At 70.2% G+C, this 25,612-nt stretch carries 27 protein-coding genes; 16 read left to right on the top strand and 11 right to left on the bottom strand.

Going from position 1 to position 25,612, the window contains the following annotated elements:
* Position 1 precedes the first annotated feature (1 nt).
* Entirely contained in the window at positions 2-1,003 is a 1,002-nt protein-coding gene (locus tag A4R43_RS17980) for an SMI1/KNR4 family protein (RefSeq protein ID WP_236809100.1), read from the bottom strand.
* A 30-nt stretch (positions 1,004-1,033) separates the two neighbouring features.
* Positions 1,034-2,536: a leucyl aminopeptidase gene (locus A4R43_RS17975; RefSeq protein WP_113693390.1), complete on the bottom strand. Its 1,503-nt coding sequence runs from the start codon at positions 2,534-2,536 to the stop codon at positions 1,034-1,036.
* A gap of 96 nt (positions 2,537-2,632) precedes the next feature.
* Between A4R43_RS17975 and A4R43_RS17970 the strand changes: the two genes are divergently transcribed.
* Entirely contained in the window at positions 2,633-3,544 is a 912-nt protein-coding gene (locus A4R43_RS17970) for a hypothetical protein (RefSeq protein WP_113693389.1), read from the top strand.
* Positions 3,541-4,146 (top strand): ribonuclease FAU-1 family protein, encoded by a 606-nt coding sequence (locus A4R43_RS17965; protein WP_205215366.1) that lies wholly within the window; start codon positions 3,541-3,543, stop codon positions 4,144-4,146. Before A4R43_RS17970 ends, A4R43_RS17965 begins: the two co-directional genes overlap by 4 nt.
* An 11-nt stretch (positions 4,147-4,157) precedes the next feature.
* Here A4R43_RS17965 and A4R43_RS17960 read toward each other — a convergent pair whose 3' ends face one another.
* On the bottom strand, positions 4,158-4,463 hold the full coding sequence (locus A4R43_RS17960) for a hypothetical protein (protein ID WP_113693387.1): 306 nt from the start codon (positions 4,461-4,463) through the stop codon (positions 4,158-4,160).
* A 72-nt stretch (positions 4,464-4,535) separates the two neighbouring features.
* Here A4R43_RS17960 and A4R43_RS17955 point away from each other — a divergent pair, with 72 nt between their 5' ends.
* A complete protein-coding gene (locus tag A4R43_RS17955) occupies positions 4,536-5,639 on the top strand; it encodes a branched-chain amino acid aminotransferase (protein ID WP_113693386.1) in 1,104 nt (367 codons plus the stop codon).
* A gap of 180 nt (positions 5,640-5,819) precedes the next feature.
* Here the strand turns inward: A4R43_RS17955 and cobT are convergent, their stop codons facing one another.
* Positions 5,820-6,872, bottom strand: a complete 1,053-nt coding sequence (gene cobT / locus A4R43_RS17950; RefSeq protein ID WP_113693385.1) for a nicotinate-nucleotide--dimethylbenzimidazole phosphoribosyltransferase — start codon at positions 6,870-6,872, stop codon at positions 5,820-5,822.
* 20 nt (positions 6,873-6,892) lie between these two features.
* Between cobT and A4R43_RS17945 the strand changes: the two genes are divergently transcribed.
* Complete coding sequence (locus A4R43_RS17945; protein ID WP_113693384.1) at positions 6,893-7,600, top strand: IspD/TarI family cytidylyltransferase; 708 nt, start codon at positions 6,893-6,895, stop codon at positions 7,598-7,600.
* Positions 7,601-7,622: 22 nt separating this feature from the next.
* Here the strand turns inward: A4R43_RS17945 and A4R43_RS17940 are convergent, their stop codons facing one another.
* Together A4R43_RS17940 and A4R43_RS17935 are read right to left on the bottom strand one after the other, a co-directional pair.
* Complete coding sequence (locus A4R43_RS17940) at positions 7,623-8,612, bottom strand: aldo/keto reductase family protein (protein WP_113693383.1); 990 nt, start codon at positions 8,610-8,612, stop codon at positions 7,623-7,625.
* Between the two features lie 58 nt (positions 8,613-8,670).
* A complete protein-coding gene (locus tag A4R43_RS17935; RefSeq protein WP_113693382.1) occupies positions 8,671-9,321 on the bottom strand; it encodes a DUF3043 domain-containing protein in 651 nt (216 codons plus the stop codon).
* A 157-nt stretch (positions 9,322-9,478) separates the two neighbouring features.
* Here A4R43_RS17935 and A4R43_RS17930 point away from each other — a divergent pair, with 157 nt between their 5' ends.
* Positions 9,479-9,853 carry a HesB/IscA family protein gene (locus A4R43_RS17930; protein WP_113693381.1) on the top strand — a complete coding sequence of 125 codons (375 nt, stop codon included), beginning with the start codon at positions 9,479-9,481 and terminating at the stop codon, positions 9,851-9,853.
* 89 nt (positions 9,854-9,942) lie between these two features.
* On the opposite strand, the gene A4R43_RS43355 is transcribed toward A4R43_RS17930, so the two are convergent.
* On the bottom strand, positions 9,943-10,116 hold the full coding sequence (locus A4R43_RS43355) for a hypothetical protein (RefSeq protein WP_205215365.1): 174 nt from the start codon (positions 10,114-10,116) through the stop codon (positions 9,943-9,945).
* A 149-nt stretch (positions 10,117-10,265) separates the two neighbouring features.
* On the opposite strand from A4R43_RS43355, the gene A4R43_RS17925 reads away from it, so the two are divergent.
* Positions 10,266-11,252: a carbohydrate kinase family protein gene (locus tag A4R43_RS17925; RefSeq protein ID WP_113693380.1), complete on the top strand. Its 987-nt coding sequence runs from the start codon at positions 10,266-10,268 to the stop codon at positions 11,250-11,252.
* A gap of 11 nt (positions 11,253-11,263) precedes the next feature.
* On the opposite strand, the gene A4R43_RS17920 is transcribed toward A4R43_RS17925, so the two are convergent.
* Positions 11,264-11,944, bottom strand: a complete 681-nt coding sequence (locus A4R43_RS17920; RefSeq protein WP_113693379.1) for an acyl-CoA reductase — start codon at positions 11,942-11,944, stop codon at positions 11,264-11,266.
* A 393-nt stretch (positions 11,945-12,337) separates the two neighbouring features.
* On the opposite strand from A4R43_RS17920, the gene A4R43_RS17915 reads away from it, so the two are divergent.
* The 4 genes from A4R43_RS17915 to A4R43_RS17900 are packed head-to-tail and all read left to right on the top strand — an operon-like array spanning position 12,338 to position 15,788.
* Positions 12,338-13,141: an IclR family transcriptional regulator gene (locus tag A4R43_RS17915; protein WP_113693378.1), complete on the top strand. Its 804-nt coding sequence runs from the start codon at positions 12,338-12,340 to the stop codon at positions 13,139-13,141.
* A gap of 16 nt (positions 13,142-13,157) precedes the next feature.
* Positions 13,158-13,979 carry an ABC transporter ATP-binding protein gene (locus A4R43_RS17910; RefSeq protein ID WP_236809099.1) on the top strand — a complete coding sequence of 274 codons (822 nt, stop codon included), beginning with the start codon at positions 13,158-13,160 and terminating at the stop codon, positions 13,977-13,979.
* Positions 13,948-14,769 carry an ABC transporter permease gene (locus A4R43_RS17905; RefSeq protein WP_113693377.1) on the top strand — a complete coding sequence of 274 codons (822 nt, stop codon included), beginning with the start codon at positions 13,948-13,950 and terminating at the stop codon, positions 14,767-14,769. Before A4R43_RS17910 ends, A4R43_RS17905 begins: the two co-directional genes overlap by 32 nt.
* Positions 14,766-15,788 carry an ABC transporter substrate-binding protein gene (locus A4R43_RS17900; protein WP_113693376.1) on the top strand — a complete coding sequence of 341 codons (1,023 nt, stop codon included), beginning with the start codon at positions 14,766-14,768 and terminating at the stop codon, positions 15,786-15,788. Before A4R43_RS17905 ends, A4R43_RS17900 begins: the two co-directional genes overlap by 4 nt.
* A 71-nt stretch (positions 15,789-15,859) precedes the next feature.
* Here A4R43_RS17900 and asnB read toward each other — a convergent pair whose 3' ends face one another.
* Positions 15,860-17,794 (bottom strand): asparagine synthase (glutamine-hydrolyzing), encoded by a 1,935-nt coding sequence (asnB, locus tag A4R43_RS17895; protein WP_113693375.1) that lies wholly within the window; start codon positions 17,792-17,794, stop codon positions 15,860-15,862.
* 143 nt (positions 17,795-17,937) lie between these two features.
* On the opposite strand from asnB, the gene ctaC reads away from it, so the two are divergent.
* The gene (gene ctaC, locus A4R43_RS17890; protein WP_113693374.1) at positions 17,938-18,885 is read left to right on the top strand and encodes an aa3-type cytochrome oxidase subunit II; all 948 of its coding nucleotides are present in this window, start codon (positions 17,938-17,940) and stop codon (positions 18,883-18,885) included.
* 51 nt (positions 18,886-18,936) lie between these two features.
* Positions 18,937-19,356: a cytochrome c oxidase subunit 4 gene (locus tag A4R43_RS17885; RefSeq protein ID WP_113693373.1), complete on the top strand. Its 420-nt coding sequence runs from the start codon at positions 18,937-18,939 to the stop codon at positions 19,354-19,356.
* 197 nt (positions 19,357-19,553) lie between these two features.
* Here the strand turns inward: A4R43_RS17885 and trpD are convergent, their stop codons facing one another.
* Both trpD and A4R43_RS17875 read right to left on the bottom strand, forming a co-directional pair.
* Entirely contained in the window at positions 19,554-20,591 is a 1,038-nt protein-coding gene (trpD, locus tag A4R43_RS17880; protein ID WP_113693372.1) for an anthranilate phosphoribosyltransferase, read from the bottom strand.
* Between the two features lie 7 nt (positions 20,592-20,598).
* Positions 20,599-21,015 carry a hypothetical protein gene (locus A4R43_RS17875; protein WP_113693371.1) on the bottom strand — a complete coding sequence of 139 codons (417 nt, stop codon included), beginning with the start codon at positions 21,013-21,015 and terminating at the stop codon, positions 20,599-20,601.
* Between the two features lie 154 nt (positions 21,016-21,169).
* Between A4R43_RS17875 and ctaE the strand changes: the two genes are divergently transcribed.
* The 4 genes from ctaE to qcrB are packed head-to-tail and all read left to right on the top strand — an operon-like array spanning position 21,170 to position 25,502.
* Complete coding sequence (ctaE, locus tag A4R43_RS17870) at positions 21,170-21,796, top strand: aa3-type cytochrome oxidase subunit III (protein ID WP_113693370.1); 627 nt, start codon at positions 21,170-21,172, stop codon at positions 21,794-21,796.
* Between the two features lie 44 nt (positions 21,797-21,840).
* Positions 21,841-22,665 carry a cytochrome bc1 complex diheme cytochrome c subunit gene (qcrC, locus tag A4R43_RS17865; protein WP_113693369.1) on the top strand — a complete coding sequence of 275 codons (825 nt, stop codon included), beginning with the start codon at positions 21,841-21,843 and terminating at the stop codon, positions 22,663-22,665.
* Positions 22,666-22,668: 3 nt separating this feature from the next.
* A complete protein-coding gene (gene qcrA / locus A4R43_RS17860) occupies positions 22,669-23,817 on the top strand; it encodes a cytochrome bc1 complex Rieske iron-sulfur subunit (RefSeq protein ID WP_113693368.1) in 1,149 nt (382 codons plus the stop codon).
* Positions 23,814-25,502 carry a cytochrome bc1 complex cytochrome b subunit gene (gene qcrB / locus A4R43_RS17855; protein WP_113693367.1) on the top strand — a complete coding sequence of 563 codons (1,689 nt, stop codon included), beginning with the start codon at positions 23,814-23,816 and terminating at the stop codon, positions 25,500-25,502. The genes qcrA and qcrB overlap by 4 nt, the downstream gene beginning before the upstream one ends.
* The last annotated feature ends 110 nt before the right edge of the window (positions 25,503-25,612 follow it).

Here is a 25,612-nt window from a genome sequence, read left to right as displayed (position 1 = left end):
CCTAGGACTCCAGCAGCCGGAGGTGCTCTTCCATCAGCTCGCGGAAGGTGCGGTAGGTGCTGGTGCCGAGCAGCGCGTCGGTCTGCACGACCACCCAGCCCGACGCCACCGGTGAGAGAAGGATCATGCTCTCACCGCGCTCGCTGACCGGCACCACGCCGCCGTGCGCGGTCAGCTCGGCCGCGGCGAGCAGGCGCGGGAAGGCCACGTCGGCTGGCAGTCCGTCGGTGGTGCGCAGGAATTCGCGGTAGTCGGGTGGAAGTTCCCGGCCCAGCCGGGTTTCCGCGGCCTCGATGTCCCTTGTGGACGCCGGGGCGCGGCCGCACGCCTCGCGCAGTTCGAGGACGCGGTCGATCAGCGACGGCCAGTCGAGCGAAGCGGACTTCGCCGCGTACCGCGTGCGCAGCGCGGCGATCAGCTCGGCGGCCAGCGCGGTGGCGTGCTCTTCGCCGAGGCCGAGCGGGTCGGCCCCGGCCACCAGCAGTGGCGCGAGATGCCGGCAGGCCAGCGCCGCGGGCATCGACGGCCGCAGCGCGGCCCAGTCCGCCAGCGCGGCGAGGGCGGCGTCGTGCTCGCCTTCGCGGGCGAGGTCCTCGGCCCGCAGCAACGCGGTCTTCGCGGGGTCTTCCGCGCCCTGTTCCAGGTGTTCGGCGAGGCCGGAGACGATCTTGCCCGCGGTGGTGTCACCGAGCAGGCCGGTCGGCAGCGACGGCACCGGACGGCTCAGGTACGCGCGGTGCGCGGCTTCTTCCGCGTCCAGGTCGAGGGGGAGCAGTTCGCCGGCCCAGTCCGGCCGCTCACCGCGGGCTTCGAACAGCATCGCCCACGCGCGGGCGTGCACGGGCCCGGGCACCAGCGCGGCCGCCGGGCGCTCGGTGACCGACCGCCAGGTGCGCACCAGCCGGTCGGCCTCGCCGGGGAACCCGCTGCCCGCCAGCAGCAGCGCGGTGTCCCCGACGGCGCGGTCGACCTGCGGCTCACCGGCCGTGAGCACGTCGCTCACGGCCGGTTCGAGCTGCTCGTGCAAAGGGGCTCAGCCGCGGTCGGCGATGTCCGCCAGCACCGCGGCGATGGTGCGCACCGGGACGCCGGTGCCGCCCTTGGGCGTGTAACCCCACGGGCCGCCGGTGTTGAACGACGGGCCCGCGATGTCGATGTGCGCCCAGGGCAGGTCCTCGGTGACGAACTCACGCAGGAAGATCCCGGCCGCCAGCATGCCGCCCCAGCGGTGGCCGGTGACGTTGGCCAGGTCGGCCAGCCGCGAGTCGAGGTCACCACGCAGTTCCTCGGGCAGCGGCATGGCCCAGCCGCCCTCGCCGGTGGCCCTGGCGATCTCGGCGACGCGGTCGCGGAACTCGTCCGAGCCCATGATCCCGGCGGTCCGGTTGCCCAGCGCCACCACCTGCGCGCCGGTCAGCGTGGAGGTCTCGATCAGGTAGTCCGGGTTCTCCTCGCCCGCGCGCACGATGGCGTCGGCCAGCACCAGGCGGCCTTCGGCGTCGGTGTTGAGCACCTCGACGGTTTTGCCGCCGTACATGGTCAGCACGTCGCCGGGCCGGTAGGAGGTGCCCGACGGCAGGTTCTCCGCCAGCGGGATGTGCGCGACCACCTCGAGCGGGTACTTCAGCTTCGCGGCCAGCACCACGGACGCGAGCACGCCCGCCGCCCCGGACATGTCCGAGGTCATGTGGTCCATGTTGGCCGCGGGCTTGATCGAGATGCCGCCCGAGTCGAAGGTGATGCCCTTGCCGACCAGCGCGATCTTCTTCTTCGCCTTGGCCGGGGTGTAGGCCACGCGCAGCAGGCGCGGCTGGCGCGACGAGCCGCCGCCGACGCCGAGGATGCCGCCGAAGCCCTTGCGCTTGAGCGCCTTCTCGTCGAGCACCTCGATCTCGAGCTTGTTCGCGTCGGCCAGCTTCTTGGCGCGGTCGGCGAACGAGGCCGGGAACAGGTCGTTCGGCGGGGTGTTGATCAGGTCGCGGGCGATGGTCACCGCTTCGGCGATCGCGGTGGCCGCCTTCAGCGTGGCGCGGTGCTCGCGGGCGCTGCCGTCGGCCGGGCTCGCGATGTCCACAGTGGACACCGGGGCGTCGCCGGGCTCGGACTTGTACTCGGTGAAGCTGTAGGCGCCGAGCACGGTGCCCTCGACGGTGGCCTGGAGGTCCACAGCGGACAGTGTGGTGAACGCGCGCGAGGTGCCGGCCAGCGCCCGCGCGGCGGCGCCGGAAGCACGGCGGACCTGCTCGGGGGTGATGCCGTCGGCACCGGCCTTGCCGAGGCCGACGGCCAGCACCACGTCGGCGCCGGTGCGGCCGAGCGTCGGCAGCTTGACGGTCTCCTCGGCCTTGCCCGCGGCACCCAGGGTGGTCAGCACCTCGGCCAGCTTGCCGTCGAAGGCGGCGTCGACGGCTTCGGCGCCGGGGGCGAGGGTGAGCCCGTCCTCGCCCTGCACGGTGCCAACGACGATCACCTCGGCGCGGGTCTTGCCCAGCGCGGCCTCGGTGTTCTCGGACAAGGCAAGCTTCGGCAGGGTCATCTTTGTCCTCATGCGTTCGCGTCGGCGGTACCGGGCGGGTGGCCCGGACTGATCGTGAGCCATGCTAATGACAACTCGGGTCGGTGCGAGAGGTAGGTGGCCGAGGTGCTCGTCGGGGCCGGTTCCCTGGTCGTGCTGGCGGCGGGGGCCGCGGCGGCGGGCTGGTGGCTGCTCGGCGGGATCGCGCTCGCCGGTGCGCTCGCCTGGCTCGCCTCCGGGTTGCCGCACGCGGGCGGGCGGCTGGCCGCCGGTACCCGCGCGGCCGGGTGGCTCGGCCTGCTGCCGTTGTTCGGCTCGGCCTTCGCCGCGTACGTGGTGCCGGGCGCGCCGTCGTGGGTCGCCGGGGTGGTGGTCGCGGTGCTGGTGCTCGCACAGGCGCTCGGGCTGCGGCCGTCGCCGTTCACCGCGCGCTGGATCACCGGGCTGCTGGTGGTCGCCGGGCTCGCGTTGATCGCGCTCTGCCTGGCCATTTCGCCGGTCGACCAGGCACAGCCCGCCGCTCCGGAAGGACCGGCGGGCGTGCTGCTCGCCGCGGTGATGGTGGTGCCGTTGCTCCGGCGGTCCGGCTCGGAGTCCCGCTGGTGGCCCGCGATTCCGGTGGCCGCGCTGCTGGCGCTCGCGGCCGCCGCGCTGTACCAGCTCGGCCCGTTCCGGCTGGGGCTCTCGGCGACCTCACTGCGTGACCTGCTCGCCGCCGCCGACGCGCCCGCGCTGGCCACCATGCTCGCCGCGGTCGCCGCCGTGGCCACCGTTTCGGCCGGTCTCGGTGCGCTCGCGTCGGCGCAGGAGGAGGCCGGTCGCTGGCCGGTGCTCGGTGGCGGGCTGGTCGCCGCGGTGCTGGCGACCGTGCTCGACCCGTTCCAGGCGCTGCGCATCGCGGCCGTGCTCACGCTGGTCGAGCTGTTCGCCGCGGTGGTGCTCGGCCGGTCCGCGTCGAGCGCGCGGGGTGCGGTGGTGGTGCTCGTCTCGGGCATCCTGCTGATCATGCTCGGTACGGTGTGGCCATGATGGGTTTCGCGCCCGGCTCGACCGTGCGGTACCGCTTCCACCGGCCGGACGGCAGCGCCGGTCAGGTGCACCCGCTGCGCGTGCTCGCCGACGACGGTGTCGAGCTGGTCGGCTGGCTGCCCGCCGGAACGACGATCCTCGGTACGCGGCTGGCCGACGGCAGGCGGATGCGGGAAGCGCCGCTGGCCGAGCGGTTCCGGCTGCCGCGCGAGCGTTATCCCACCACCTGGAGCGGCACTTCGAACGTGCGGCGCGTGGTGGACGGCGAGTGGTCCGCGGTGTGGTGGTTCTTCGACGAGAGCCTGCGCTTCACCGGCTGGTACGTGAACCTGGAGATCCCGCTGGGCCGCACCGGCGACGGCGTCGACCGGATCGACGGCGTGCTCGACATCGCGGTGGCCCCGGACCGGACGTGGGAGTGGAAGGACGAGGACGAGGCGGAGGCCGCGGTGACGGCCGGGCGGCTCACCACCGAGCAGTTGGACCGCCTGCGTGCCGAGGGCGAGCGCGTGATCCGGCTGGTCGAAGCGGGCAGCTATCCGTTCGACGGCACGTGGACCGCGTTCGAGCCGGATCCGGCGTGGCCGAAGCCTTCGCTGTAGTTCGCGGTGGCTCAGACCATCAGCACGACGAGCAGCAGGAGCACCGCGGTGGCCACCGAGAGGCCGATCATCGGGCCCTTGGCGATGTCGCGCGGGAAGAACTTCTTGTCGTTGAGGCTGCGCCACCAGACGGCGCCGAAGACCGCGGCGACCACGCCGAGAATGCCGCCGAACACACCGATCAGCAGCGCGCCGACGAGCACCAGCAGCCCGGCGGAGAACGGGAGCAGTGCCGCGGCGACGAAGGTCTTCACGTCCGACGCCCCACCGGCGGACACGCTGTTGTACTTGGCGGGCTGGGCGGGTTGGTAGGTCACGGGACAAGCCTAGCGGGGTGGACAACCGGGCGCGGAATACTCTGACGTCCAACTAAGAGTTATCGTCTTCGCATGACGACCACGATGCCCTTCACCCATACCCCGAACCCGGATGCGGCCAGTCCCCAGCGGGTCGCCGAGGTATTGGCCAACCCGGGCTTCGGGACGCATTTCACCGACCACATGGTCACGCTGCGCCACACCGCGCAGGGCGGCTGGCAGGACGGGGAGGTTGGGCCGTACCGGCCGCTCAGCCTCGACCCGGCGACGTCGGTGCTGCACTACGCGCAGGCGATCTTCGAAGGGCTCAAGGCCTACCGGCAGCCCGACGGATCGATCGCATCGTTCCGACCGGACGCCAATGCCGCCCGGTTCCGCCGGTCCGCGGTGCGGATGGCGATGCCAGAGCTGCCTGACGAACTGTTCCTCGAATCCCTGCGCGAGCTGATCGCGGTGGACGAGCGCTGGGTGCCCACCAAGGCGGGCGAGTCGCTGTACCTGCGCCCGTTCATGATCTCGACCTCGGTCGGCCTCGGCGTGAACGCCCCGGCGACCGAGTACCTGTACAGCGTGATCGCCTCGCCGGCCGGGTCCTACTTCGCCGGTGGCGTGAAGCCGGTGAGCGTGTGGCTGTCCACCGAGTACGTGCGCGCGGCGCCGGGCGGTACCGGGTTCGCCAAGTGCGCCGGCAACTACGCGGCTTCCTTCGTGGCGCAGGCGCAGGCCGTCGAGCAGGGCTGCGACCAGGTGGTCTGGCTGGACGCGGTGGAGCACCGGTGGGTCGAGGAGATGGGCGGGATGAACCTGTTCTTCGTCTTCGGCTCCGGCAAGGACGCGCGGGTGGTGACGCCCGAGCTGTCGGGCGCGCTGCTGCCGGGCGTGACGCGGGCTTCGCTGCTGCAGCTGGCCAGGGACAACGGCCTGGCGGTCGAGGAGCGCCGCATCTCCACTGAGGAGTGGGAGCAGGCGGCCGCCTCCGGTGAGCTGACCGAGGTGTTCGCGTGCGGCACGGCCGCGGTGATCACGCCGGTCGGCCGGGTCAAGTACGACGGCGGCGAGTTCGTCATGGGTGACGGGCAGCCGGGCGAGCTGACCATGGCGCTGCGGGAACAGCTGACCGGCATCCAGGAAGGCACCCGCCCCGACCCGCACAACTGGATGCAGAAGCTGAAGTAGGTCGACTGTCACGAATGTGGCTTTCGAGACGCCAGATGTCTCGAAAGCCACATTCGTGACATCGGCCCGCGCTACTTCGGCGGGGTCACGCCCGCCTGTTCGTAGGTGCGCCAGACGCTATGAAAGTGGCTTTCATAGCGTCTGGCGCAATGAAAGCCACATTCATTGCACGAGGGTGGCCTACTTCGGCGGGGTTACGCCCGCCTGTTCGTAGGTGCTTGTCTCGGCCAGCAGCCGGGCCGCCATGGTGACCAGCGGCAGCGCCGTGGCCGCACCGCTGCCGCCGCCGATGCGCAGGTCCAGGTCCAGGATCGGCGCCAGGTCCAGGTGTTCCAGCACCAGCGCGTGCGCCGGTTCGCTCGACCGGTGCGCGGCCGCCCACCAGTTCCGCGCGCCCGGCGCCAGTTCCTCGGCGACCAGTGCCGCCGCACCGACGACCAGCCCGTCCAGCAGCACCGGCGTGCGGCGTACCGCGGCCTGCGCCAGGAACCCGGTGATCGCGGCGAGGTCCGCGCCCGCGGTGGTGCGCAGCAGCGCGACCGGGTCGGCCAGCACCGCGCGCGCCCGCCGCAGCCCGTCGCGGATGGCGACCGCCTTGCGCATCCACGCGGTGTCGTCGATCCCGGAGCCGCGGCCGACCACGGCGACCGGCTCGGCCCCGGTCAGCGCGGCCACCAGCACCGAAGCCGGCGTGCTGCTGGCGACGCCGATCTCCCCGGCCACGAGCAGATCGGCGCCACTGTCCACTTCGGCGTCCGCGACCGTGCGCCCGGCCTGGAGCGCGGCCCGCACCTCTTCGCCGGTGAGCGCGTCCTCGCGGTCGATCGAGCCCGAGCCGCGGCGCACCTTCAGCTCGGCGGCCTCCGGCGTCGCGGAGCCTTCGCGGTCCACGGCCAGGTCGACCACGCGCACGGTCGCTCCGGCGGCCGAGGCCAGCACGTTCAGCGGCGCGCCGCCGGTGAGCGTGGCCCCGACGAGCTGGCCGGTCACCTCGGCGGGATAGGCCGAGACACCGTTCGCGGCGATGCCGTGGTCACCGGCGAAGACCACCACGCGCGGCCGCGTGAACGGCCGCGGCGGCGACTGGCCCTGGCAGGCGGCGATCCAGGCACCCAGCTCTTCGAGCCTGCCCAGCGAGCCGTTCGGGGTGATCAGGGTTCCGGTCAGGCGCTGCGCTTCCGCGCGGGCGATTTCGTCCGGGAGGGGGAGTTCGGGGAAGTCGGCGGCGTCCACGCCCGTACGCTACCGCCCTTATGCTTCGAGCCGTGACGAGCGCGGCGGGTGTGGTGCTGGCGAGCGGCTCCGGCAGCCGTGTCGGTGCCGAGTTGAACAAGGTGTACCTCCCCCTCGCCGGGCGGAGGCTGGCCCGCTGGTCGCTCGACACCTTCGCGCGGGTCCCCGAGATCGGCGTGCTGCTGCTGGTGATCCGCCCGCAGGACGAGGAACTGGCCCGCGAAGTGGTCGGTGAACTCGACGTCGAACTGGTCCACGGCGGCGCCAGCAGGCAGGAGTCGGAACTCCGGGCGCTGCGCCACCTCGCGGACCGCATCGGCGCCGGTGAGGTGGACACCGTGCTCATCCACGACGGCGCGCGCCCGCTGGCTTCGGCGGGCCTGATCACCGACGTGCTGAAGGCCGCGCGCGAGTTCGGTGGCGCGGTTCCCGGGCTGGCCGCGGACGACGTGGTGGTCGCCACCGAGGACGGCACCGGTTTCGCCGGTGCGCTCGACGGCGCCGTGCGAGTCCAGACACCGCAAGGGTTCCTGGCCGGACCGCTGCTGGCCGCCTACGAGCAGGCGGACCGCGAAGGCTTCGTCGGCACCGACACCGCGTCCTGCATGGAGCGCTTCTCGTCCCTGCCGGTGCACTGGGTGCCGGGGGAGGAGCGGAACCTGAAGGTGACCTACCCGCACGACCTGCGGGTGGTCGAGCACCTGCTCCGGGAGACCGGCCTGCCGTGAGCGGCAGGCCGGTCCGGCCGCACTACGGCGACTTGGTCAGCGACGGGTCGCGCTCGATGACGCCGTCGAGGATCTCGTCGATCTTGGTGAGCAGGTCCGCGTCGAGCTTGACGCCCGCCGCCTTGACGTTCTCGTGCACCTGCTCCGGCCGCGAGGCGCCGATGATGGCCGAGGCCACGTTCGGGTTCTGCAGCACCCACGCCACCGCCAGCTGCGCCAGCGACAGCCCGGCCTCGGCGGCCAGCGGCTCCAGCTTCTGCACGCGGGTCAGCACGTCGTCGTTCAGGTAGCGCTGGACGAAGTTCGCGCCACCCTTCTCGTCGGTGGCACGCGAACCGGCAGGCAGCGGCTGGCCCGGCTTGTACTTGCCGGTCAGCACGCCCTGCGCGATCGGCGACCAGACGATCTGGCTCAGCCCCTCGCGCTCGGAAGCCGGGATGACCTGCGCCTCGATCACCCGCCACAGGGCGTTGTACTGCGGCTGGTTCGAGATGAACGGCACGTGCAGCTCACGCGCGAGCGCGGCACCGCGGGTGATCTCCTCGGCGGTCCACTCGGACACGCCGACGTAGAGCACCTTGCCCTGGCGGACCAGGTCGGCGAAGGCGAGGAAGGTCTCCTCCAGCGGCACCGTGCGGTCGAACCGGTGCGCCTGGTAGAGGTCGATGTAGTCGGTGCCGAGCCGCTTCAGCGACGCGTTCGCCGACTCCATGATGTGCTTGCGGCTCAGGCCCTTGTCGTTGGGCCCCTTGGGACCGGTGGGCCAGAAGACCTTGGTGAAGATCTCCAGGCTTTCCCGGCGCTGACCGGCCAGCCCGCGCCCGAGCACCGCTTCGGCGGCGGTGTTGGCGTAGACGTCGGCGGTGTCGAAGGTGGTGATGCCGGCGTCGAGCGCGGCCTTGATGCAGGCCTGCGCCTGGTCCTCTTCCACCTGCGAGCCGTGGGTGAGCCAGTTGCCGTACGAGATCTCACTGATGTTCAGGCCACTGCGGCCGAGGCGACGAAACTCCATGCCCCGAAGCCTAGCCGCTCATCGTTCGCCTAGCTAACGACCTTGAGGCCGCTCCAGCTCAGACGGTGTCACCGGGGCTGACGCGGGGCTTGGGCACGCGCAGCTTGCGGATCTGGCTGGCGCGGATGAACGCGTACCAGCCGACCGAGCGGCCCTTGATCTCCTCCTTGGGGAACTTCTCCCGCACCGCCTTGGCCACGCGGCGCCCGTTGAAGTAGCCCTCGACCACCATGCCCAGCAGCATCACCGTGCACAGCAGGGTGGCGTAGCGCTGGATCTCCACGTTCGGCACCAGCAGCGCGACGAAGACCAGCAGTGCCAGCGGCATGAACAGGCCGAGCAGGTTCCGCTTGGCGTCGACCAGGTCACGCACGTAGGCCTTGACCGGCCCGCGGTCGCGCGGCAGCAGGTACTTGTCGTCGCCGGCGTTCATCCGGTCGCGCCGCTCCTTGGCGGCCGCGCGGCGCTCCTCCTTGGACACCGGGTTCTGCTTGCGGAGTTCCTTGTTCCGCTTCATCGCCTCGCGCATGGTCTTCGGCGGCGGTGCCACCGGGCCCCGGCGCTTGGCCTCGGCCTCCCGGCGCTTGGGCGTGGCTCGGCCCTTGCTCGGGGTGTACCCCCTGGCCTGGTCGACGGCGTCGGCGACCTCCGATGCGTCCTCGTCGGGCGTATCGGCGTCGGTGGTGCTGTTACGGCGCAGGAACCTCACCTCGTCAGGGTATTGCAGGCCCGGCCGCCGCCGTTCAGCCGGTCGCGAGATGTGTCACCATGGAGGTGCGCCGAGGGCGTGGAACAGAACGGGCAGCGAGCTTGTTGGCCTTGGTAACGGGGTACTCATGCCCACCGCAACACCAAGAGGGAGAGTCATGACGACCGCTGAGCAGACCGGTGGCCAGACGGAGGCCGCCGAGGCCACCCACGGCGTGACCCTGACCGACGCCGCGGCCGCCAAGGCCAAAGCCCTGCTCGAGCAGGAGGGCCGCGACGACATGCACCTGCGCATCGCCGTCCAGCCCGGTGGCTGCGCCGGCCTGCGCTACCAGCTGTTCTTCGACGAGCGCACCCTCGACGGCGACCTCTTCCGCGACTTCGACGGCCTCCGTGTGGCGGTGGACCGGATGAGCGCGCCGTACGTCTCCGAGGCCGTGATCGACTTCGTCGACAGCATCGAGAAGCAGGGCTTCACCATCGACAACCCGCAGGCCACCGGGTCCTGCGCGTGCGGTGACTCGTTCCACTGAGCACTGGGCACTAGTCAGCACGCCGAAAGGCGGGGCCGGATCAGTTCCGGCCCCGCCTTTTGCTGTGTTCGGCCCTGCTGTGTTTCAGCTCACACGTAGGCGTCGAGATCGGCGACCTGGGCGTGGCAGCGCTCGTCGACCGTCCAGCTCGGCGCCGCCTTCGGCGTGGCGGGCGCGCTGGCCTGGGTGTGCAGCTCTGCTGGCAGGTCGGCGCAGTCGGCGATCAGCTCGCCGATGGTTTCGGGCTCGGTAAGTGTGCTCACCCGGCCGAACGTAGGCGTGGTCGGCGGAATCGAACACCGGTACTTGGCGGTAATGTCGGCCGGGTGTGCCCGAAGCACCCGGATGGGGCATGACCGGGCGGTAACTTCGGGCCGCACTGACCGCCTGACCGACCCGACAAGGAGAACCGGTGGCAGCCACGGCGCGGATAGCGGTGTCCGGCAGTATCGCGACGGATCATCTGATGCACTTCCCGGGGAGGTTCGCCGAGCAGCTCGTCGCCGAGCAGCTGCACCGCGTCTCCCTCAGCTTCCTCGCGGACGACCTGATCGTCCGGCGCGGCGGCATCGGCGCGAACATCGCGTTCGGCCTCGGTGTGCTCGGGGTGCGGCCGGTGCTGGTCGGCTCGGTCGGCGCGGACTTCGACGACTACCGGTCGTGGCTGGAGCGCCACGGGGTGGACACGGCCGGCGTGCACGTGTCCGAAGTGGCTCACACGGCCAGGTTCGTCTGCACCACCGACGACGACCTGTGCCAGATCGCCACCTTCTACGCGGGCGCGATGGCCGAATCCCGCAACATCGAGCTGCAGCCGATCGCCGAGCGCGTCGGCGGGTTGTCGCTGACCATGCTCAGCCCGGACGACCCGGAGGCCATGCTGCGGCACGCGCAGGAGTGCCGTCAGCGGGGTTACGCGTTCGCGGTGGACCCGTCGCAGCAGCTGGCGCGGATGGAGGGCGCGCAGGCACGCGACTTCGTCACCGGCGCGAAGTACCTGTTCAGCAACGACTACGAGTGGGAACTGCTGCTGCAGAAGACCGGGTGGACCGAGGCGGACGTGCTCAGCCGGGTCGGCCTGCGGATCACCACGCTGGGCGAGAAGGGCGTCGAGATCGTCGGCGCGGACGGGACGAACCTGCAGGTCCCGGCGGTGCCGGAGCTGACGAAGGCCGACCCGACCGGCGTCGGTGACGGCTTCCGCGCCGGTTTCCTCGCCGGGTTGCACGGCGGGCTCACGCTGGAGCGGTCGGCGCAGCTCGGCTCGCTGATCGCGGTGCTGGTGCTGGAGACCGTCGGCACGCAGGAATGGCGGTTCGAAGCGGAAAGCGCGCTGGCCAGGGTCTCCGACGCGTTCGGCCCGGAGGCCGCCGAGGACATCCGCCGCGTCCTGCCCTGAGCCGGGCGCGCTCAGTTCTGGTCCATTGTGGACCAGCGGGTCCCCGCCGGGTGGGCGTAGGACAGCTTCGGGCCGCAGACGGCGACGGTGTCGGCCGGATCGCAGATCTGGCTCATCCAGTCCCTGCGCTGCACCGCGGAGAACCGCAGCACCACCACGCGGGCGGCGATCTGCCCGGTGACGTCCTGCCCGGCGAGGCCCGCGAGCAGTTCGGCGGTGAACAGCGAGTCGTCCCGGCTGGTCTTCACCACGTTGAAGTGACCGGACAGCAGGCCTTCCACGGCGCTCAGCGCGCCGACGGCCGGCTCGCTGCCGGTCACGATGTGCGTGTGCAGCCGCGGTTGCGGGGTGCGCCCGTGGAAACCGGAGTGGGCCAGCCGCGGCAGCGCGTCGAGCAGGTCGGTGAACACGCGGTCGATCTTGGCGCCGCTGACGTTGCGGGCCCGCAGGCGATCGGTGAGCCGTCCGCGCAGTTCGGCCCGCGGTGAGTTCAGCGCGGTACGCAGCCGCCCGCAGGCCGCGACCACCACGAGCGGGCTGAGCCGCGAAGTACCCAGCACCAGGCGGGCGGTGCGGCCGAGCGTGCCGATGCGTCTGTCCACTTCGTCCTCGTCGAGCCAGGCACCGCGCCAGAAGTGCCGGTTGGCCCCGCAGCCGTGCAGCCGTTGCTGGTGGTCGAGAACGTGCTTCACCGTGCCTCCTGGCGTGTTGTGGACGCGCGCGAACGACCGGCCAGCGCGGTGGCGCGGCCGGTGCTTTCCCGGTGGGGGTGGCGGATCGGACGTTGATCAGCCGCCGGTGACGATACTCGGCCTTGAACAAGCGTTAATGCACCGCGACGGCGGCGAACTGCGCAAAGCGAACTCACCGGTGAGTCGGATCACGCAGAGCTGGCCCCGAATGCAGCAACGTGACGCAGTCAATCCCGTCAATTCGGCCGAGAACGCCCGGAAAACTGGACAAGTTCTCCCGTGATCTGGGAAAGCGGTGTTGTCCAGATCACAGATCGGCTAGGGTCGAACCACATTACGGAACGTCTTCCACGATGTGGTGGCGGGCGTGCGGCAGCTCGGGGAGCGGTGCCAATGGTCGTCGGGGACGCTCGGGCCGGAGTCCGCCAGCCGAGCCAGCCGATCCTGGTGCTGGCGAAGTCGCGGCGGGTGATCGACGTGGTCGCCGCCGATCCGGGCGGGTTGACCTGGCGCCAGGTGCAGCGCGCCACCGGACTGCCGGTGAGCACCACCGTCCGGCTGCTGCAGAACCTGGTGGCCGAAGGCTTTCTCGACGTGATCGCCGGCCGGTACCTGGTCGGCCTCGGGGTGCTGCGCTGGGCGCGCAGCCGCCGCATCGAATCCCGGCTGACCCTGCTCGCGCAGCCCGAACTGGACGCACTGCGCGACGCCACCGGCGAAACCGCCGTGCTCTTCGTGCGCCACGGCGACCAGCGGGTGCTCGTCGGCCTTTCCGAGACCCGCCACGAGGTGGTGCGGCTGGTCGGCATCGGCCAGGTGATGCCGTTGCACGCCGGTTCGGCGGGCAAGGTGTTCCTGGCCTACGAGGACGAGGTCCGTGACCGGGTGCTCGACTTCGGCGAGCTGACCGCGTACACCCCCGGCACCATCGTCGACGCCGACCGCCTGCGCGCCGAGCTGGTCGGCATCCAGGCCTGCGGCTGGGCCGACAGCGTCGCCGAACGCGACCACGGCACGGCTTCGATCAGCGCGCCCGTGCACGACCACACCGGCGAACTCGCCGCGGTGATCGGCATCGGCGTGCCGGAACAGCGCTTCACCGACGCCAACCGCCCGAAGTGGACCGAAGCGGTGGTCACCGCGGCGAGACGCCTCTCGGCGGCGATGGGACATGCGGAGCGCGGTGCGGACGGCTAGCCGGAGGTGAGCAGTGGTGGCGGAGAACGGCAGCGGACCGGCGGTGGCACTGGAAGCGGTGACCATCGCCTACCCGGCGGCGACCGGGAAGTACACCGCGGTGTCCGAAGTGGACCTGACGGTGCCCGGTGGCCGGTTCGTGGCCATCGTCGGCCCGACCGGCTGCGGCAAGTCCACCGTGCTCAACGCGGTGGCCGGGCTGCGTGAGCCGTCGGCGGGCCGGGTGCTGGTGGACGGCGAGGAACTACGCGGGCTGAACCGGCGGGCGGGCTACCTGTTCCAGCAGGATGCCTTGCTGCCGTGGAAAACCGTGCTCGACAACGTCGCGTTCGGACTGGAGCTGCGCGGGATCGGCAAGCGCGAACGGCTGGAGCTGGCCCGCGACTGGGTGCGCCGGGTCGGCCTCGGCGGGTTCGAGCAGTCCTACCCGCACCAGCTCTCCGGCGGCATGCGCAAGCGGACCGCGGTGGCGCAGACCTGGATCGGCGATCCGGCGCTGCTGCTGATGGACGAGCCGTTCGGCGCGCTCGACGTGCAGACCCGCCAGGTGATGGAGAACGAGCTGCTGGGGCTGTGGACCGGCAGCGGCAAGACCGTGCTCTTCGTCACCCACGACCTCGACGAGGCGATCTCGCTCGCCGACGAGGTGGTGCTGCTGTCGGCGGGCCCGGCGAGCCGGGTCGTCGGGCGCTACCCGGTGGACCTGCCGCGGCCGCGGGACCTGCTGGACATCCGGGCCGCGCCCGAGTTCACCGAGATCTACCGGTCGATCTGGGCGGATCTGCGAGACGAGGTGATGGCGACCTATGACCGCGACGTCAACCGCACCAAGGCGTAGGACCCGGCGGCGCACGCCCGCCGTGCGCACCGCGCAGGTCGGGCTCGCCGTGCTGCTCGTGCTGGGCTGGGAACTCGGTTCGCGCAGTGGCTTGGTGGACGAGTTCTTCTTCTCCAAGCCGTCGGACATCGCGGTGCGCGCGGGGGAGTGGTTCGGCACCGGCTACATCTGGGACCACCTCGGCATCACCCTGCTCGAAGCCGCGCTCGCCTTGGTGCTGGGCGGTTTCCTCGGCCTGGTGATCGGTTTTCTGCTGGCGCGCGTGGAGTTCGTCGCGGCGGTCTTCGACCCCTACATCAAGGTCCTCAACTCGCTGCCGCGCGTGGTGCTGGCGCCGATCTTCCTGCTGTGGTTCGGCCTCGGCATCTGGTCCAAAGTGGCCTTCGGCATCACGCTGGTGTTCTTCATCGTGTTCTTCAACACCTACCAGGGGGTGCGCGAGGTCGACCGGGTGCTGATCGACAACGCGCGCATGCTCGGCGCCAGGGAGGGGCAGCTGGTGCGGCACGTGCTGCTGCCGAGCGCGCTCACCTGGATCTTCTCCAGCCTGCACATCAGCGTCGGCTTCGCCATCGTCGGCGCGGTGGTCGGCGAGTACCTCGGCTCGTCGGCCGGGGTGGGCTACCTGATTTCCCAGGCCGAGGGGACCTTCGACACCACCGGGGTGTTCACCGGCATGGTCGTGCTTTCGGTGGTGGTGCTCGTCGTCGATGCGGGAGTCGACCGCGTCGAGCGCCACCTGCTGCGGTGGAAGCCCCGCCGCGGCATCGAGTTGGGAGGACAACGATGAAGCGGGCGAGGGTGGGCGCGCTGCTGCTGGCGGTGGCGCTGGTGATGACCGCTTGTCAGCAGAAACCGGGGGCGCAGGTCGAGGGCGGTGAGCTGACCATCGGGGTGGGCGGGCAGCCGCTGCTGGTGTACCTGCCGACCACGCTGGCGCAGCAGCTCGGCTACTACGAGGAGGAGGGCCTCAAGGTCAAGCTGGAGGACCTGCAGGGCGGGTCGAAGGCGTTGCAGGCCATGCAGGGCGGCAGCGTGGACGTGGTCAGCGGGTACTACGACCACACCATCCAGATGCAGGCGAAGAAGAAGGAGGTGAAGTCGTTCGTCACCATGCTCCGGTACCCGTCGATCGTGCTGGCGGTGTCGCCGAAGGCGAGCAGGCCGATCAACTCGATCGCCGACCTGGCCGGGGCGAACGTCGGCGTGACCGCGCCGGGCTCCTCGACCGACTTCTTCCTCAAGTACCTGCTGGGCAAGCACGGGCTCGACCCCGCGGCGGCGAACGTGCAGGGCATCGGCGGCGACGCGGGCGCGGTGGCCGCGATGGAGCAGGGCCGGGTGGACGCCGCGGTGATGATCGACCCGGCGATTTCGGTGCTGCAGACCAGGGTGGGCGCGGACCAGGTGAAGATCCTCACCGACACGCGCACCGCGCAGGGCGTGCAGGAGGACTTCGGCGTGCCCGCCTACCCGGCGGCGGTGCTGTACTCGTCGGCCGAATGGCTGGCGAACAACGGGGACACCGCGCGGAAACTGGCCAACGCGATCGTCAAGACGCTGCGCTGGATCGAAAAGCACTCACCGGACGAGATCGCCGCGCGGATGCCCGCCGAGTACGCGCAGGGCGACCGGGGTGTCTACGTGCAGGCCATCGGGCGGGCCAAGGAGTCCTTCTCGCGGGACGGCACCATGCCCGCGGACGGCGCGCAGGCCGTGCACCGGGTGCTCTCCCAGTTCGACGCGGAGATCGCGGCCGCCCCGGTGGACCTGACCCGCACCTACTCGAACGACTACCTGCCCCGGTAGCCAGGTGTCACGAATGTGGCTTTCGAGACGTTATTCGTCTCGAAAGCCACATTCGTGACGTCCGTGATGTCTCAGAGCTTGACCGGGTAGGCCGGTTCCGGGATCTCCGGCTTGATCCGGTTCTCCACGAAGATGCCGTGCCAGATCATGAAGACCACCAGCGCCCAGATCCGGCGGCTGTGGTCCAGCGTGCCGGCCTTGTGCTCCTCGAGCATGCGCAGCACGGCCGCCTTGTCGAACAGCTCGTCGGTCTTCGAGTCCGAGACGATGCCGCGCGCCCAGTCGTACATATCGGTGCGCAGCCAGTGCCGGATCGGCACCGGGAAGCCCAGCTTGCGCCGGTTGAGCACGTGCGCCGGCACGATCCCGTCCAGCGCGCGGCGCAGCGCGTGCTTGGTGGTCTCGCGGGTGATCTTCTCCTCGAGCGGGATGCTCGCGGCCACCTTGAACACCTCGGCGTCGAGGAACGGCACCCGCAGCTCCAGCGAGTTCGCCATGGTCACCTTGTCCGCCTTGACCAGGATGTCGCCACGCAGCCAGGTGAACAGGTCCACGTGCTGCATCCGCGCCACCGGGTCCCAGTCCCGCGAGATGCGGTACCACGGCTCGGTGACGTCCTGGTGCCCGACGCCGTCGGTGAAGTTGCGCAGCACCCCGCGCAGCTGGTCCTCGCGGAAGATGCGCGCGTTGCCGTAGTAGCGCTCCTCCAGCGACAGCGAGCCGCGGCGCAGCAGGTCCTTGCCGCGCGTGCCCTCCGGGATCTTGCTGGAGACCTTGCCGAGCAGGCTCTTCACCGCGCCGGGCATCTTTTCGAAGCGCGCCAGCGACAGCGGCTCGCGGTAGATGGTGTACCCGCCGAACAGCTCGTCCGAGCCCTCGCCGGACAGCACCGCCTTGACGTACTTGCGGGCCTCGCGCGCGATGAACCACAGCGGCACCAGTGCCGGGTCGGCCACCGGGTCGTCGAGGTACCAGACGATCAGCGGCAGCGCCTCCATCATCTCGTCGCTGGAGACGGTGCGGATGACGTGCTTGACCCCGATCGCTTCGGCCGATTCGGCCGCCACGTCCACCTCGGAGTAGCCCTCGCGCTCGAAGCCGGTGGTGAACGCGATCAGGTTCGGGTTGTGCCGCTTGGCCAGCGCCGCGGTGGCGGTGGAGTCGATGCCGCCGGAGAGGAACGCGCCCACGGTCACGTCCGGGTCGGCGATCATGTGCTTGGCCACCGAGTCCTGCATGACCTGCGAGATGCGCTCGTACAGCTCCTCGGAGCCCTTCGGCCCGGACACCGGCTTCGCGGTGAACTCGGGGAAGAAGTAGCGCTCGGTCTTGACCTGGCCGCCGGGGGAGACGGTGAACGAGGTGCCCGACTCGATCCGCCGCACCCCGGCGTGCAGCGACTCGGGCTCCGGCACGTACTGCAGGGTCAGGTAGTGCTGCAGCGCGATCTGGTCGAGCTGCTGCTTGACGCCCAGGGTGTCCGACAGCTCCAGCAGGCTCTTCTTCTCGCTGGAGAAGGCGACCCCGCCGGGGCCCTCGGAGTAGTACAGCGGCTTGATGCCGAACGGGTCGCGGGCGCCGTAGACCAGCTTCTCCTGCGAGTCCCAGATCAGGAAGGCGAACATGCCGCGCAGCCGCTTGACCGCGTCCGGGCCGAGGAAGTGGTAGGCGGCCACGATGGCCTCGCCGTCACCCTCGGTGTGGAACTTCGCGTCGTGCTCAGTGGCGAGCATCTCACGCAGCTCGCGGTAGTTGTAGATCTCGCCGTTGAAGTTCAGCGTGTACCGCTCCGGCGCCTCCGGCGGGCCCCAGGTCAGCGGCTGGTGGGAGTGCTCCAGGTCGATGAAGGCGAGCCGGTTGAACCCGTAGACCACCTCGGCGTCCGCCCAGGTGTCGGTCTCGTCGGGGCCGCGGTGCCGCTGGCAGCGCAGGGCGGCGCCCACCGCGTCCCGTGCCTTCGCCGCGTCTTCTTCAGTGGCGCACACCAGTCCGAGCAGGCCGCACACGTGTCTTCACACACCTCTGGTCGTAGCCGTCAGTCGAGTGGCCAAGTATGGACGACACGAACGATTACCCCTTGGTCGGGACCGCCCGGTTGCTCGGCTAGGCTCCGGAACGTCAAATGGATCGCGCTAGGAGGAATCCCGCAGTGGGCGTTGCAGAGCGCACCCCGGCCAGCAGGCGGTCGAAGGTCGGCAAGGTGACCGTGTTGGCCGCGCTCGTCGCTGCCACGGCGACCGGGTGCTCCGGGGATGAGGTCCTGCGCTTCGGCTGGCCGGAGGGGGTCACCCCGCAGGCCGAGAGCATGCGGAACCTGTGGACCTGGTCGGTGATCGCCGCGCTGGTGGTCGGTGTCATCGTGTGGGCACTGATCTTCTGGTCGGTCGCCTTCCACCGGAAGAAGAAGGCCGCGGCCGGCGTGGAGGAGGAGCTGCCGAGGCAGTTCCAGTACAACGTGCCGCTCGAGCTGTTCTGCGTGGTCGTGCCGGTGATCATGGTCTGCGTGCTGTTCTTCTTCACCGCGACCACCGAGTCGAAGGTGCTGGCCAAGAGCGACGACCCGGACGTGACCGTCGACGTGATCGCCTTCCAGTGGAACTGGGAGTTCCGCTACCCGAGCGAGTCGCGTGACGCCGAGGCACAGACGATCAGCACGGTCGGCAGCTCGGCCGAGATCCCGATCCTGGTGCTCCCGACGGACCGCACGATCCGGTACAACCTGCTCTCCACCGACGTGATCCACTCGTTCTGGGTGCCGGAGTTCCACTTCAAGCGCGACGTGATGCCGCACCCGGACAAGAACAACCAGGACTCCTCGTTCGAGAACACCATCGATCGCGAAGGCGCCTTCGTCGGTCGCTGCGCCGAGCTGTGCGGCACCTACCACTCGGTGATGAACTTCGAGGTGCGGGCGCTGTCGCCGGACAAGTACGACCAGTTCATCCGGCTGCGCACCCAGGTCAACCCGGCCACCGGCAAGCCGAACACCACGGCCGAGGCGCTGTCCGCGCTGAACTGTGGTGAGCTGTGCGCGCCGCAGGCGACCACCACGCAGCCGTTCAACACCGACCGCACCGCCCGGACCGCGACCGGCTGATCGCGACCACTCGCAGTCCCGTAGTCCGCAGCTCAGAGTGAGGAAAGCCGCATGAAGGTCGAAGCCAGGATCTTCGACATCGTCACCCTCTTCGCCTTCCTGGTCGCCGTTGTCTACGGCGTGATGACCGGGCAGATGAGCCCGTACGGCGTGGAGCCGGTCGGCCTGGTGGCGCTGATCCTCACCGGTGGCCTCTCGTTGCTGGCGGGCAGCTACCTCCGGTTCGTCGCCCGCCGCATCGAGCCGCGCCCAGAGGACCGCGAGGACGCCGAGATCAGCGACGGTGCCGGTGAGCTGGGCTTCTTCAGCCCGGGCAGCTACTGGCCGGTCGGCCTGGCCGCCTCCGCGGCGACCGCGGGCGTGGCGATGGCGTTCTTCGAGATCTGGCTGCTCATCGTGGCCATCGTGATGCTGCTGATCGCCATCGGCGGCCTGGTGTTCGAGTACCACACCGGCCCGAACCACGACTGACCCTTTTCACCGGAACGGCCCGCCACCCCCTGACCGGGGAGGCGGGCCGTTCCGTTTTACGCGCGGCCGCCCGCCGGTGAGGTGTCACGAATGTGGCTTTCGAGACGTTTGGCGTCTCGAAAGCCACATTCGTGACATCGGGCGACGAGCGAAGGCCGCGCCACTCACGTCGGTGCTTACTTCAGCGCTTACTGCGCTTACTTCAGTGAGGTGGAGAGCGTCGCCCATCGGCCGAGCAGGTCGGCGGCGGCGCCCGAGTCGATCGCCTCGGCGGCCTTCGCCAGCCCGGCGCCGATGTCCGCGGCGAGCGAGCCGGTGAACCCGGCGTGCGCGGCCAGCGCCCCCGCCGCGTTCAGCAGGACGGCATCCCGCACCGGCCCCGGCTTGCCGGAGACGAGCTCACGCACCACTTCCGCGTTGAAGGCAGCATCCCCGCCCCGCAGGTCCTCAGCGGTCGAACGGGGGATGTCCCACGCGGCCGGGTCGATCGACTCCTCGCGCACCTTCCCGCCGGAGACCACCCAGGCCGAAGTCGTCGCTGTGGTGGTGATCTCATCCAGCCCGTCGTCCCCGCGGACCAGCAGCACCGAGTTGCCGCGGCGCGCGAACACCTCGGCCAGCACCGCGGTCTTGTCCGCGTACGCGCAGCCGATCAGCGCCGACGACGGCTGGGCCGGGTTGGTCAGCGGCCCGAGCAGGTTGAACGTGGTGGGCACGCCCAGCTGCTGCCGCGTCGGACCGGCGTGCCGGAACCCGGGGTGGAAGATCGGCGCGAAGCAGAACCCGATGCCCAGCTCGGCCACGCAGCGTTCCACCCCCGCCGGCGGCAGGTCGATGGCCACGCCGAGCGACTCCAGCACGTCCGCCGCGCCGGACTTCGACGAGGCCGCGCGGTTGCCGTGCTTGACCACCGGCGCCCCGGCCGCGGCGACCACCAGGGAGGTCATCGTGGAGATGTTCACCGAACCGGACCGGTCGCCGCCGGTGCCGACGATGTCCACCGCCGCCACGTCCACGTGCACGCGCCGCGCGTGCGCCAGCATCGCCTCGGCGAACCCGGCGATCTCGGACGGCGTCTCGCCCTTGGCTCGCAGCGCCACCGCGAACCCGGCCACCTGCGCGTCCGTGGCCGCGCCGGACATCACCTGGTCCATCGCCCACGCGGTGTCCCGGGCGGACAGGTCCACGCCGTCGATGAGCTGGTTGAGCAGGGCGGGCCAGCTGTGCTCGGGCACGGCCGGCTCAGCCGCGGACGGCCGGGACCGGCGTGGCGCGCAGGACCTCGGCGACGGTCTCGGCGGCGGTCAGCGGGTCGAGCGGGTGCACCAGCACGGCGTCCGCCTGCGACCAGGTGGCCAGCCAGCGGTCGTCCTTGCGCCGGACCGCCACCACGATCGGCGGGCAGTCGGTGATCTCGTTCTTCAGCTGCCTGGTCAGCCCGATGCCGCCGGTCGGCTGCGCCTCGCCGTCGAGAATGGCGAGATCCACCTCACCCGCGTCCATCGCCATCAGCACCTCGGACACGGTGCCCGCCTCGGTGTAGTCGACCCGGCCGAGGTCGGCGGCGGGACGGCGGCCGACCGCGGAGATGATCGACTCGCGCACCTCGGCGCGGTGGCTGAACACCAGGATCTTCTTCGCGGGGCTCGACTGGGTCATGAAAACTGCCTCCGGCCTGGTAGTGGAGCGGGATGGGCCGATGCTATCTGCCCGGTGCCGCCGAGCCCACCACCAGGGCGGGCCGGAGTGTGATCGAGTCGGCCCGCGACGCGCCGGAACCCCGGGGGACGGGCGGCGGTGACGAGAGGACATAATGCGACTCGTGACAACGGCTCCCACCATCAGCCAGCGCGTGCACTCGCTGAACCGGCCCAACATGGTCAGCGTCGGCACCATCGTCTGGCTGTCCAGCGAGCTCATGTTCTTCGCTGGGCTGTTCGCGATGTTCTTCACGGTCAAGGCACAGAACTCGAGCGGCCACTGGCCGCCGATCCTGGAGTCGACCGGCGAACCGATCCACCTCAACCTCCCGTACGCGCTGCCCTTCACCATCATCCTGGTGGCGTCCTCGTTCACCTGCCAGCTCGGCGTGTTCGCGGCGGAGAAGGGTGACGTCTACGGGCTTCGCCGGTGGTACGTGATCACCCTGCTGATGGGGGCGATCTTCGTCGGCGGTCAGGGTTACGAGTACATCCAGCTGATCAACGAGGGCGTGACCATCCCGTCCGGCGCGTTCGGCACGGTCTTCTACCTGACCACCGGCTTCCACGGCCTGCACGTGATCGGCGGGCTCATCGCGTTCGTGTACCTGCTCATCCGCACCCGGCTGAGCAAGTTCACCCCGGCCCAGGCCACCTCGGCGATCGTCGTGTCGTACTACTGGCACTTCGTCGACATCGTGTGGATCGGCCTGTTCGCGGTGATCTACATCGTTCCCTGAGACCAGCCGTCCCGGCCGAACTGACAGCAAGGGTTGCCGCAGAGATGACCACCAGCAAGAAACCCGCCTCGGCGACGAAGCCACGGCGGCGCCGCACCAAGTTCCAGCGGCGGGTAGCCGGCCTTCTGGCGCTTTTTGTCGCGCTGCTGAGCGCGGGCGGGCTGTACGCCCTGTTCGCCCCGGAGCCGCAGACCGCGCAGGCGCAGGTCGACCCGGCGCTGCTGCGCAAGGGTGAGGAGATCTACAACAACACCTGCAGCACGTGCCACGGCGCGAACCTCGAAGGGGTGCAGGACAAGGGCCCGAGCCTGGTCGGCATCGGCGAGGCGGCGGTGTACTTCCAGACCTCGTCCGGCCGCATGCCCGCGGTGCGCCAGGAGGCGCAGGCCGCGCGCAAGCCGCCGAAGCTCACCCCCGAGGAGATCGACGCGCTGGGCGCCTACATCCAGGCGAACGGCGGCGGTCCGCAGCGGCCCGCCGAAAAGGGCGAGGAACTGCGCGGGGAGAGCCCGGCCCGTGGTGGGGAGCTGTTCCGGCTGAACTGCGCGTCGTGCCACAACTTCACCGGTGCCGGTGGGGCGCTGTCGGAGGGCAAGTACGCCCCGCCGCTGGCGCCGGCCACCGAGGAGCAGTTGTACACCGCGATGCTCACCGGCCCGCAGAACATGCCGAAGTTCTCCGACCGGCAGCTCACGCCGGAGGAGAAGAAGGACATCATCGCGTACGTCAAGTCGGTCAACGACGGCAACAACAACCCGGGCGGGAACGGCCTGGGCGGGTTCGGTCCGGCGTCCGAAGGCGTCATCGCGTGGATCGTGGGGATCGCCGCGCTGGTCGGTGTGACCCTCTGGATTGGATCGAGGGCTTAGCGCATGAGTAGCGGCGAAGAGCCGAAGCCGCCCACGGAGGCGGAACTGGCGGACATGGACCGCGACCAGCTGGTCAAGCTGGGCACCAACCTGGACGGCGTCGAGCTCGTCCACTACGAGGACAAGTGGCCGGTCAAGGGCACCAAGGCGGAGAAGCGCGCCGAACGCTCGGTGGCCATGTGGTTCCTGATCTCGGCGCTGGCCGGCCTCGGCTTCGTGGTCTCGCTGATCTGGTGGCCGTGGCAGTACAAGACGCCGGATGACGAGACCGGGCACTTCTGGTACTCGCTGTACACCCCGATGCTGGGCATCACGCTCGGTATCGCGGTGCTGGCGCTGGCCGTGGGCGTGCTGCTCTACACCAAGAAGTTCATCCCGGACGAGATCGCGGTGCAGGAGCGCGGGGACGGCGGGTCCAAGGAGGTCGACAAGGCGACGATCGTCGCCCAGCTGGCCGACGCGGGCAACCGCAGCACCATCGCGCGCCGTTCGGCGATCAAGCGCACCGTCGGCCTCGGCGCCGGCGCGCTGGGCCTGGCAACCGTGGCGCTGCCGCTCGCGTCGTTCATCCGCGACCCGTGGAAGGACACCGAGAACCGCGACTCCCTGTGGCACACCGGCTGGCAGCCGAACTACCCGGGTGAGGTCGTCTACCTGCGGCGGCACACCGCGCACCTCGGGCACGAGCCGGAGGAGCCCTCGCTGGTCCGCCCGGAGGACCTCGAGGCGGGCTCGATGGAGACGGTGTTCCCGTTCCGCGAGTCCGAGCGCGGCAACCACGAGCTGCTGGCCAAGGCGCTGAAGCGGTCCGACAACCCGGTCATGCTGATCCGCCTGCGCCCGGCCGACGCCGCGCGCGTGGTCAAGCGCGAGGGCCAGGAGGACTTCAACTTCGGCGACTTCTACGCCTACACCAAGATCTGCAGCCACGTGGGTTGCCCCACGTCGCTGTACGAGCAGCGGACCAACCGGATCCTCTGCCCGTGTCACCAGTCGCAGTTCGACGCACTGCACTACGCGAAGCCGGTTTTCGGGCCGGCGACTCGCGCACTCGCCCAGTTGCCCATTACCGTGAACGAAGAGGGCTACTTCGTCGCGAGAGGTGACTTCATCGAGGCAGTCGGTCCTGGGTTTTGGGAGCGCAAGTCATGAGTTCACTGACCACCCCGACCAAGGGGTCGAACCCGGCCGAGAAGGCCGCGGCCGCCGGTGCCACCTGGGCCGACGACCGGTACCACCTGGCCAAGGGGATGCGGCACCAGCTGAACAAGGTGTTCCCCACCCACTGGTCCTTCCTGCTCGGCGAGATCGCGCTCTACAGCTTCATCATCCTGATCCTGTCCGGGGTCTACCTGACGCTGTTCTTCGATCCCTCCATGCAGGAGGTCATCTACGACGGCGCCTACCAGAACCTGCAGGGCGTCGAGATGTCCAAGGCGTTCGCGAGCACGCTGGACATCACCTTCGAGGTCCGCGGCGGGCTGTTCGTCCGCCAGCTGCACCACTGGGCCGCGCTGATCTTCGTCGCGGCGATGTTCGTGCACATGATGCGGATCTTCTTCACCGGTGCGTTCCGGCGCCCGCGTGAGGCGAACTGGGTGATCGGCGCGCTGCTGCTGGTGCTGGGCATGTTCGAGGGCTTCTTCGGCTACTCCCTGCCGGACGACCTGCTTTCCGGTACCGGTATCCGCGCCACCCTGTCCGGCATCGTGCTGTCGGTGCCGGTGATGGGCACCTGGATCCACTGGGCGCTGTTCGGCGGCGAGTTCCCCGGCACGGAGATCATCCCGCGCCTGTACACGCTGCACATCCTGCTCATCCCGGGCATCATGCTGGCGCTGGTCGGCGCGCACCTGGCGCTGGTCTGGTACCAGAAGCACACCCAGTTCCCCGGGCCGCGCCGCAAGGAGACCAACGTCGTCGGCGTGCGCATCATGCCGGTGTTCGCGCTCAAGGGCGGCGCGTTCTTCGCGCTGGTCACCGGCGTGATCGCGGCGATGTCGGGCATCTTCCAGATCAACGCGATCTGGAACATCGGGCCGTACAACCCGTCGCAGGTCTCCGCCGGTTCGCAGCCGGACTGGTACATGGCATGGGCGGACGGCATGCTCCGCATCTGGCCCGCCTGGGAGCTCTACCTCGGGAACTACACGATCCCGCCGGTGTTCTTCGTCGGTGCGCTGGGCATGCCGATCCTGATCGGGTTGCTGCTGGCGTATCCGTGGATCGAACGGAAGCTCTCCGGCGACACCGCGCACCACAACCTGCTGCAGCGGCCGCGGGACAACCCGGTCCGCACCAGCATCGGCGTGATGGCGCTGACCTTCTTCATGGTGCTGATGATGTCCGGCTTCAACGACATCATCGCGTTCACGTTCGACATCTCGCTGAACGTGACCACCTGGGCCGGCCGGATCGGCATCCTGCTGGCGCCGCCGGTGGCGTACTACCTCACCTACCGGATCTGCATCGGGCTGCAGCGCGGTGACCGCGAGGTGCTGGAGCACGGCGTCGAGACGGGCATCATCAAGCGGCTGCCGCACGGTGAGTTCATCGAGATCCACCAGCCGCTCGGCCCGGTGGACGACCACGGCCACCCGGTGCCGCTGGAGTACCAGGGCGCGTCGGTGCCGAAGAAGATGAACAAGCTGGGCTCGGCCGGGCGCGCGGTGCCCGGTGGCTGGCTGGTCGCGGACCCGCCGGAGGAGACGGCCGCGCTGGACCGCGCCCGCTCCAACGGCCACGGCGGCGACGGGCACGGCCCCGGTGACGTCGACTCGTCCGCGGTGGGCGAAGGCGCCACCAAGGAGAGCAAGGAAATCACCAGCGGCCACTGACCTCACCGAGGTCGCTGAGGCTGACACGCGAACGGGCCGCATCCCCTCGGGGGTGCGGCCCTTCGGCATTCTCGGGGAGACTCCCGGGAGGTCGCGTTGGCTCCCCAGCG

The organism is Amycolatopsis albispora (assembly GCF_003312875.1).
Lineage (GTDB): Bacteria > Actinomycetota > Actinomycetes > Mycobacteriales > Pseudonocardiaceae > Amycolatopsis > Amycolatopsis albispora.
Note: the sequence above shows the minus strand (reverse complement) of the source record. Positions and strands in the feature narration are given on the sequence as shown.

Bases quoted from the DNA above. Each gene is read 5' to 3' on its own strand.
- A4R43_RS17905 (WP_113693377.1), top strand. From the start codon at position 13,948: ATGACCGCGACGTCAACCGCACCAAGGCGTAGGACCCGGCGGCGCACG.
- A4R43_RS17885 (WP_113693373.1), top strand. From the start codon at position 18,937: ATGAAGGTCGAAGCCAGGATCTTCGACATCGTCACCCTCTTCGCCTTC.
- A4R43_RS17915 (WP_113693378.1), top strand. From the start codon at position 12,338: ATGGTCGTCGGGGACGCTCGGGCCGGAGTCCGCCAGCCGAGCCAGCCG.
- A4R43_RS17975 (WP_113693390.1), bottom strand. From the start codon at position 2,536: ATGACCCTGCCGAAGCTTGCCTTGTCCGAGAACACCGAGGCCGCGCTG.
- A4R43_RS17900 (WP_113693376.1), top strand. From the start codon at position 14,766: ATGAAGCGGGCGAGGGTGGGCGCGCTGCTGCTGGCGGTGGCGCTGGTG.
- A4R43_RS17945 (WP_113693384.1), top strand. From the start codon at position 6,893: ATGCTTCGAGCCGTGACGAGCGCGGCGGGTGTGGTGCTGGCGAGCGGC.
- A4R43_RS17930 (WP_113693381.1), top strand. From the start codon at position 9,479: ATGACGACCGCTGAGCAGACCGGTGGCCAGACGGAGGCCGCCGAGGCC.
- ctaE (WP_113693370.1), top strand. From the start codon at position 21,170: ATGCGACTCGTGACAACGGCTCCCACCATCAGCCAGCGCGTGCACTCG.
- A4R43_RS17955 (WP_113693386.1), top strand. From the start codon at position 4,536: ATGACGACCACGATGCCCTTCACCCATACCCCGAACCCGGATGCGGCC.
- qcrB (WP_113693367.1), top strand. From the start codon at position 23,814: ATGAGTTCACTGACCACCCCGACCAAGGGGTCGAACCCGGCCGAGAAG.
- qcrA (WP_113693368.1), top strand. From the start codon at position 22,669: ATGAGTAGCGGCGAAGAGCCGAAGCCGCCCACGGAGGCGGAACTGGCG.
- A4R43_RS17940 (WP_113693383.1), bottom strand. From the start codon at position 8,612: ATGGAGTTTCGTCGCCTCGGCCGCAGTGGCCTGAACATCAGTGAGATC.
- qcrC (WP_113693369.1), top strand. From the start codon at position 21,841: ATGACCACCAGCAAGAAACCCGCCTCGGCGACGAAGCCACGGCGGCGC.
- A4R43_RS17965 (WP_205215366.1), top strand. From the start codon at position 3,541: ATGATGGGTTTCGCGCCCGGCTCGACCGTGCGGTACCGCTTCCACCGG.
- A4R43_RS17875 (WP_113693371.1), bottom strand. From the start codon at position 21,015: ATGACCCAGTCGAGCCCCGCGAAGAAGATCCTGGTGTTCAGCCACCGC.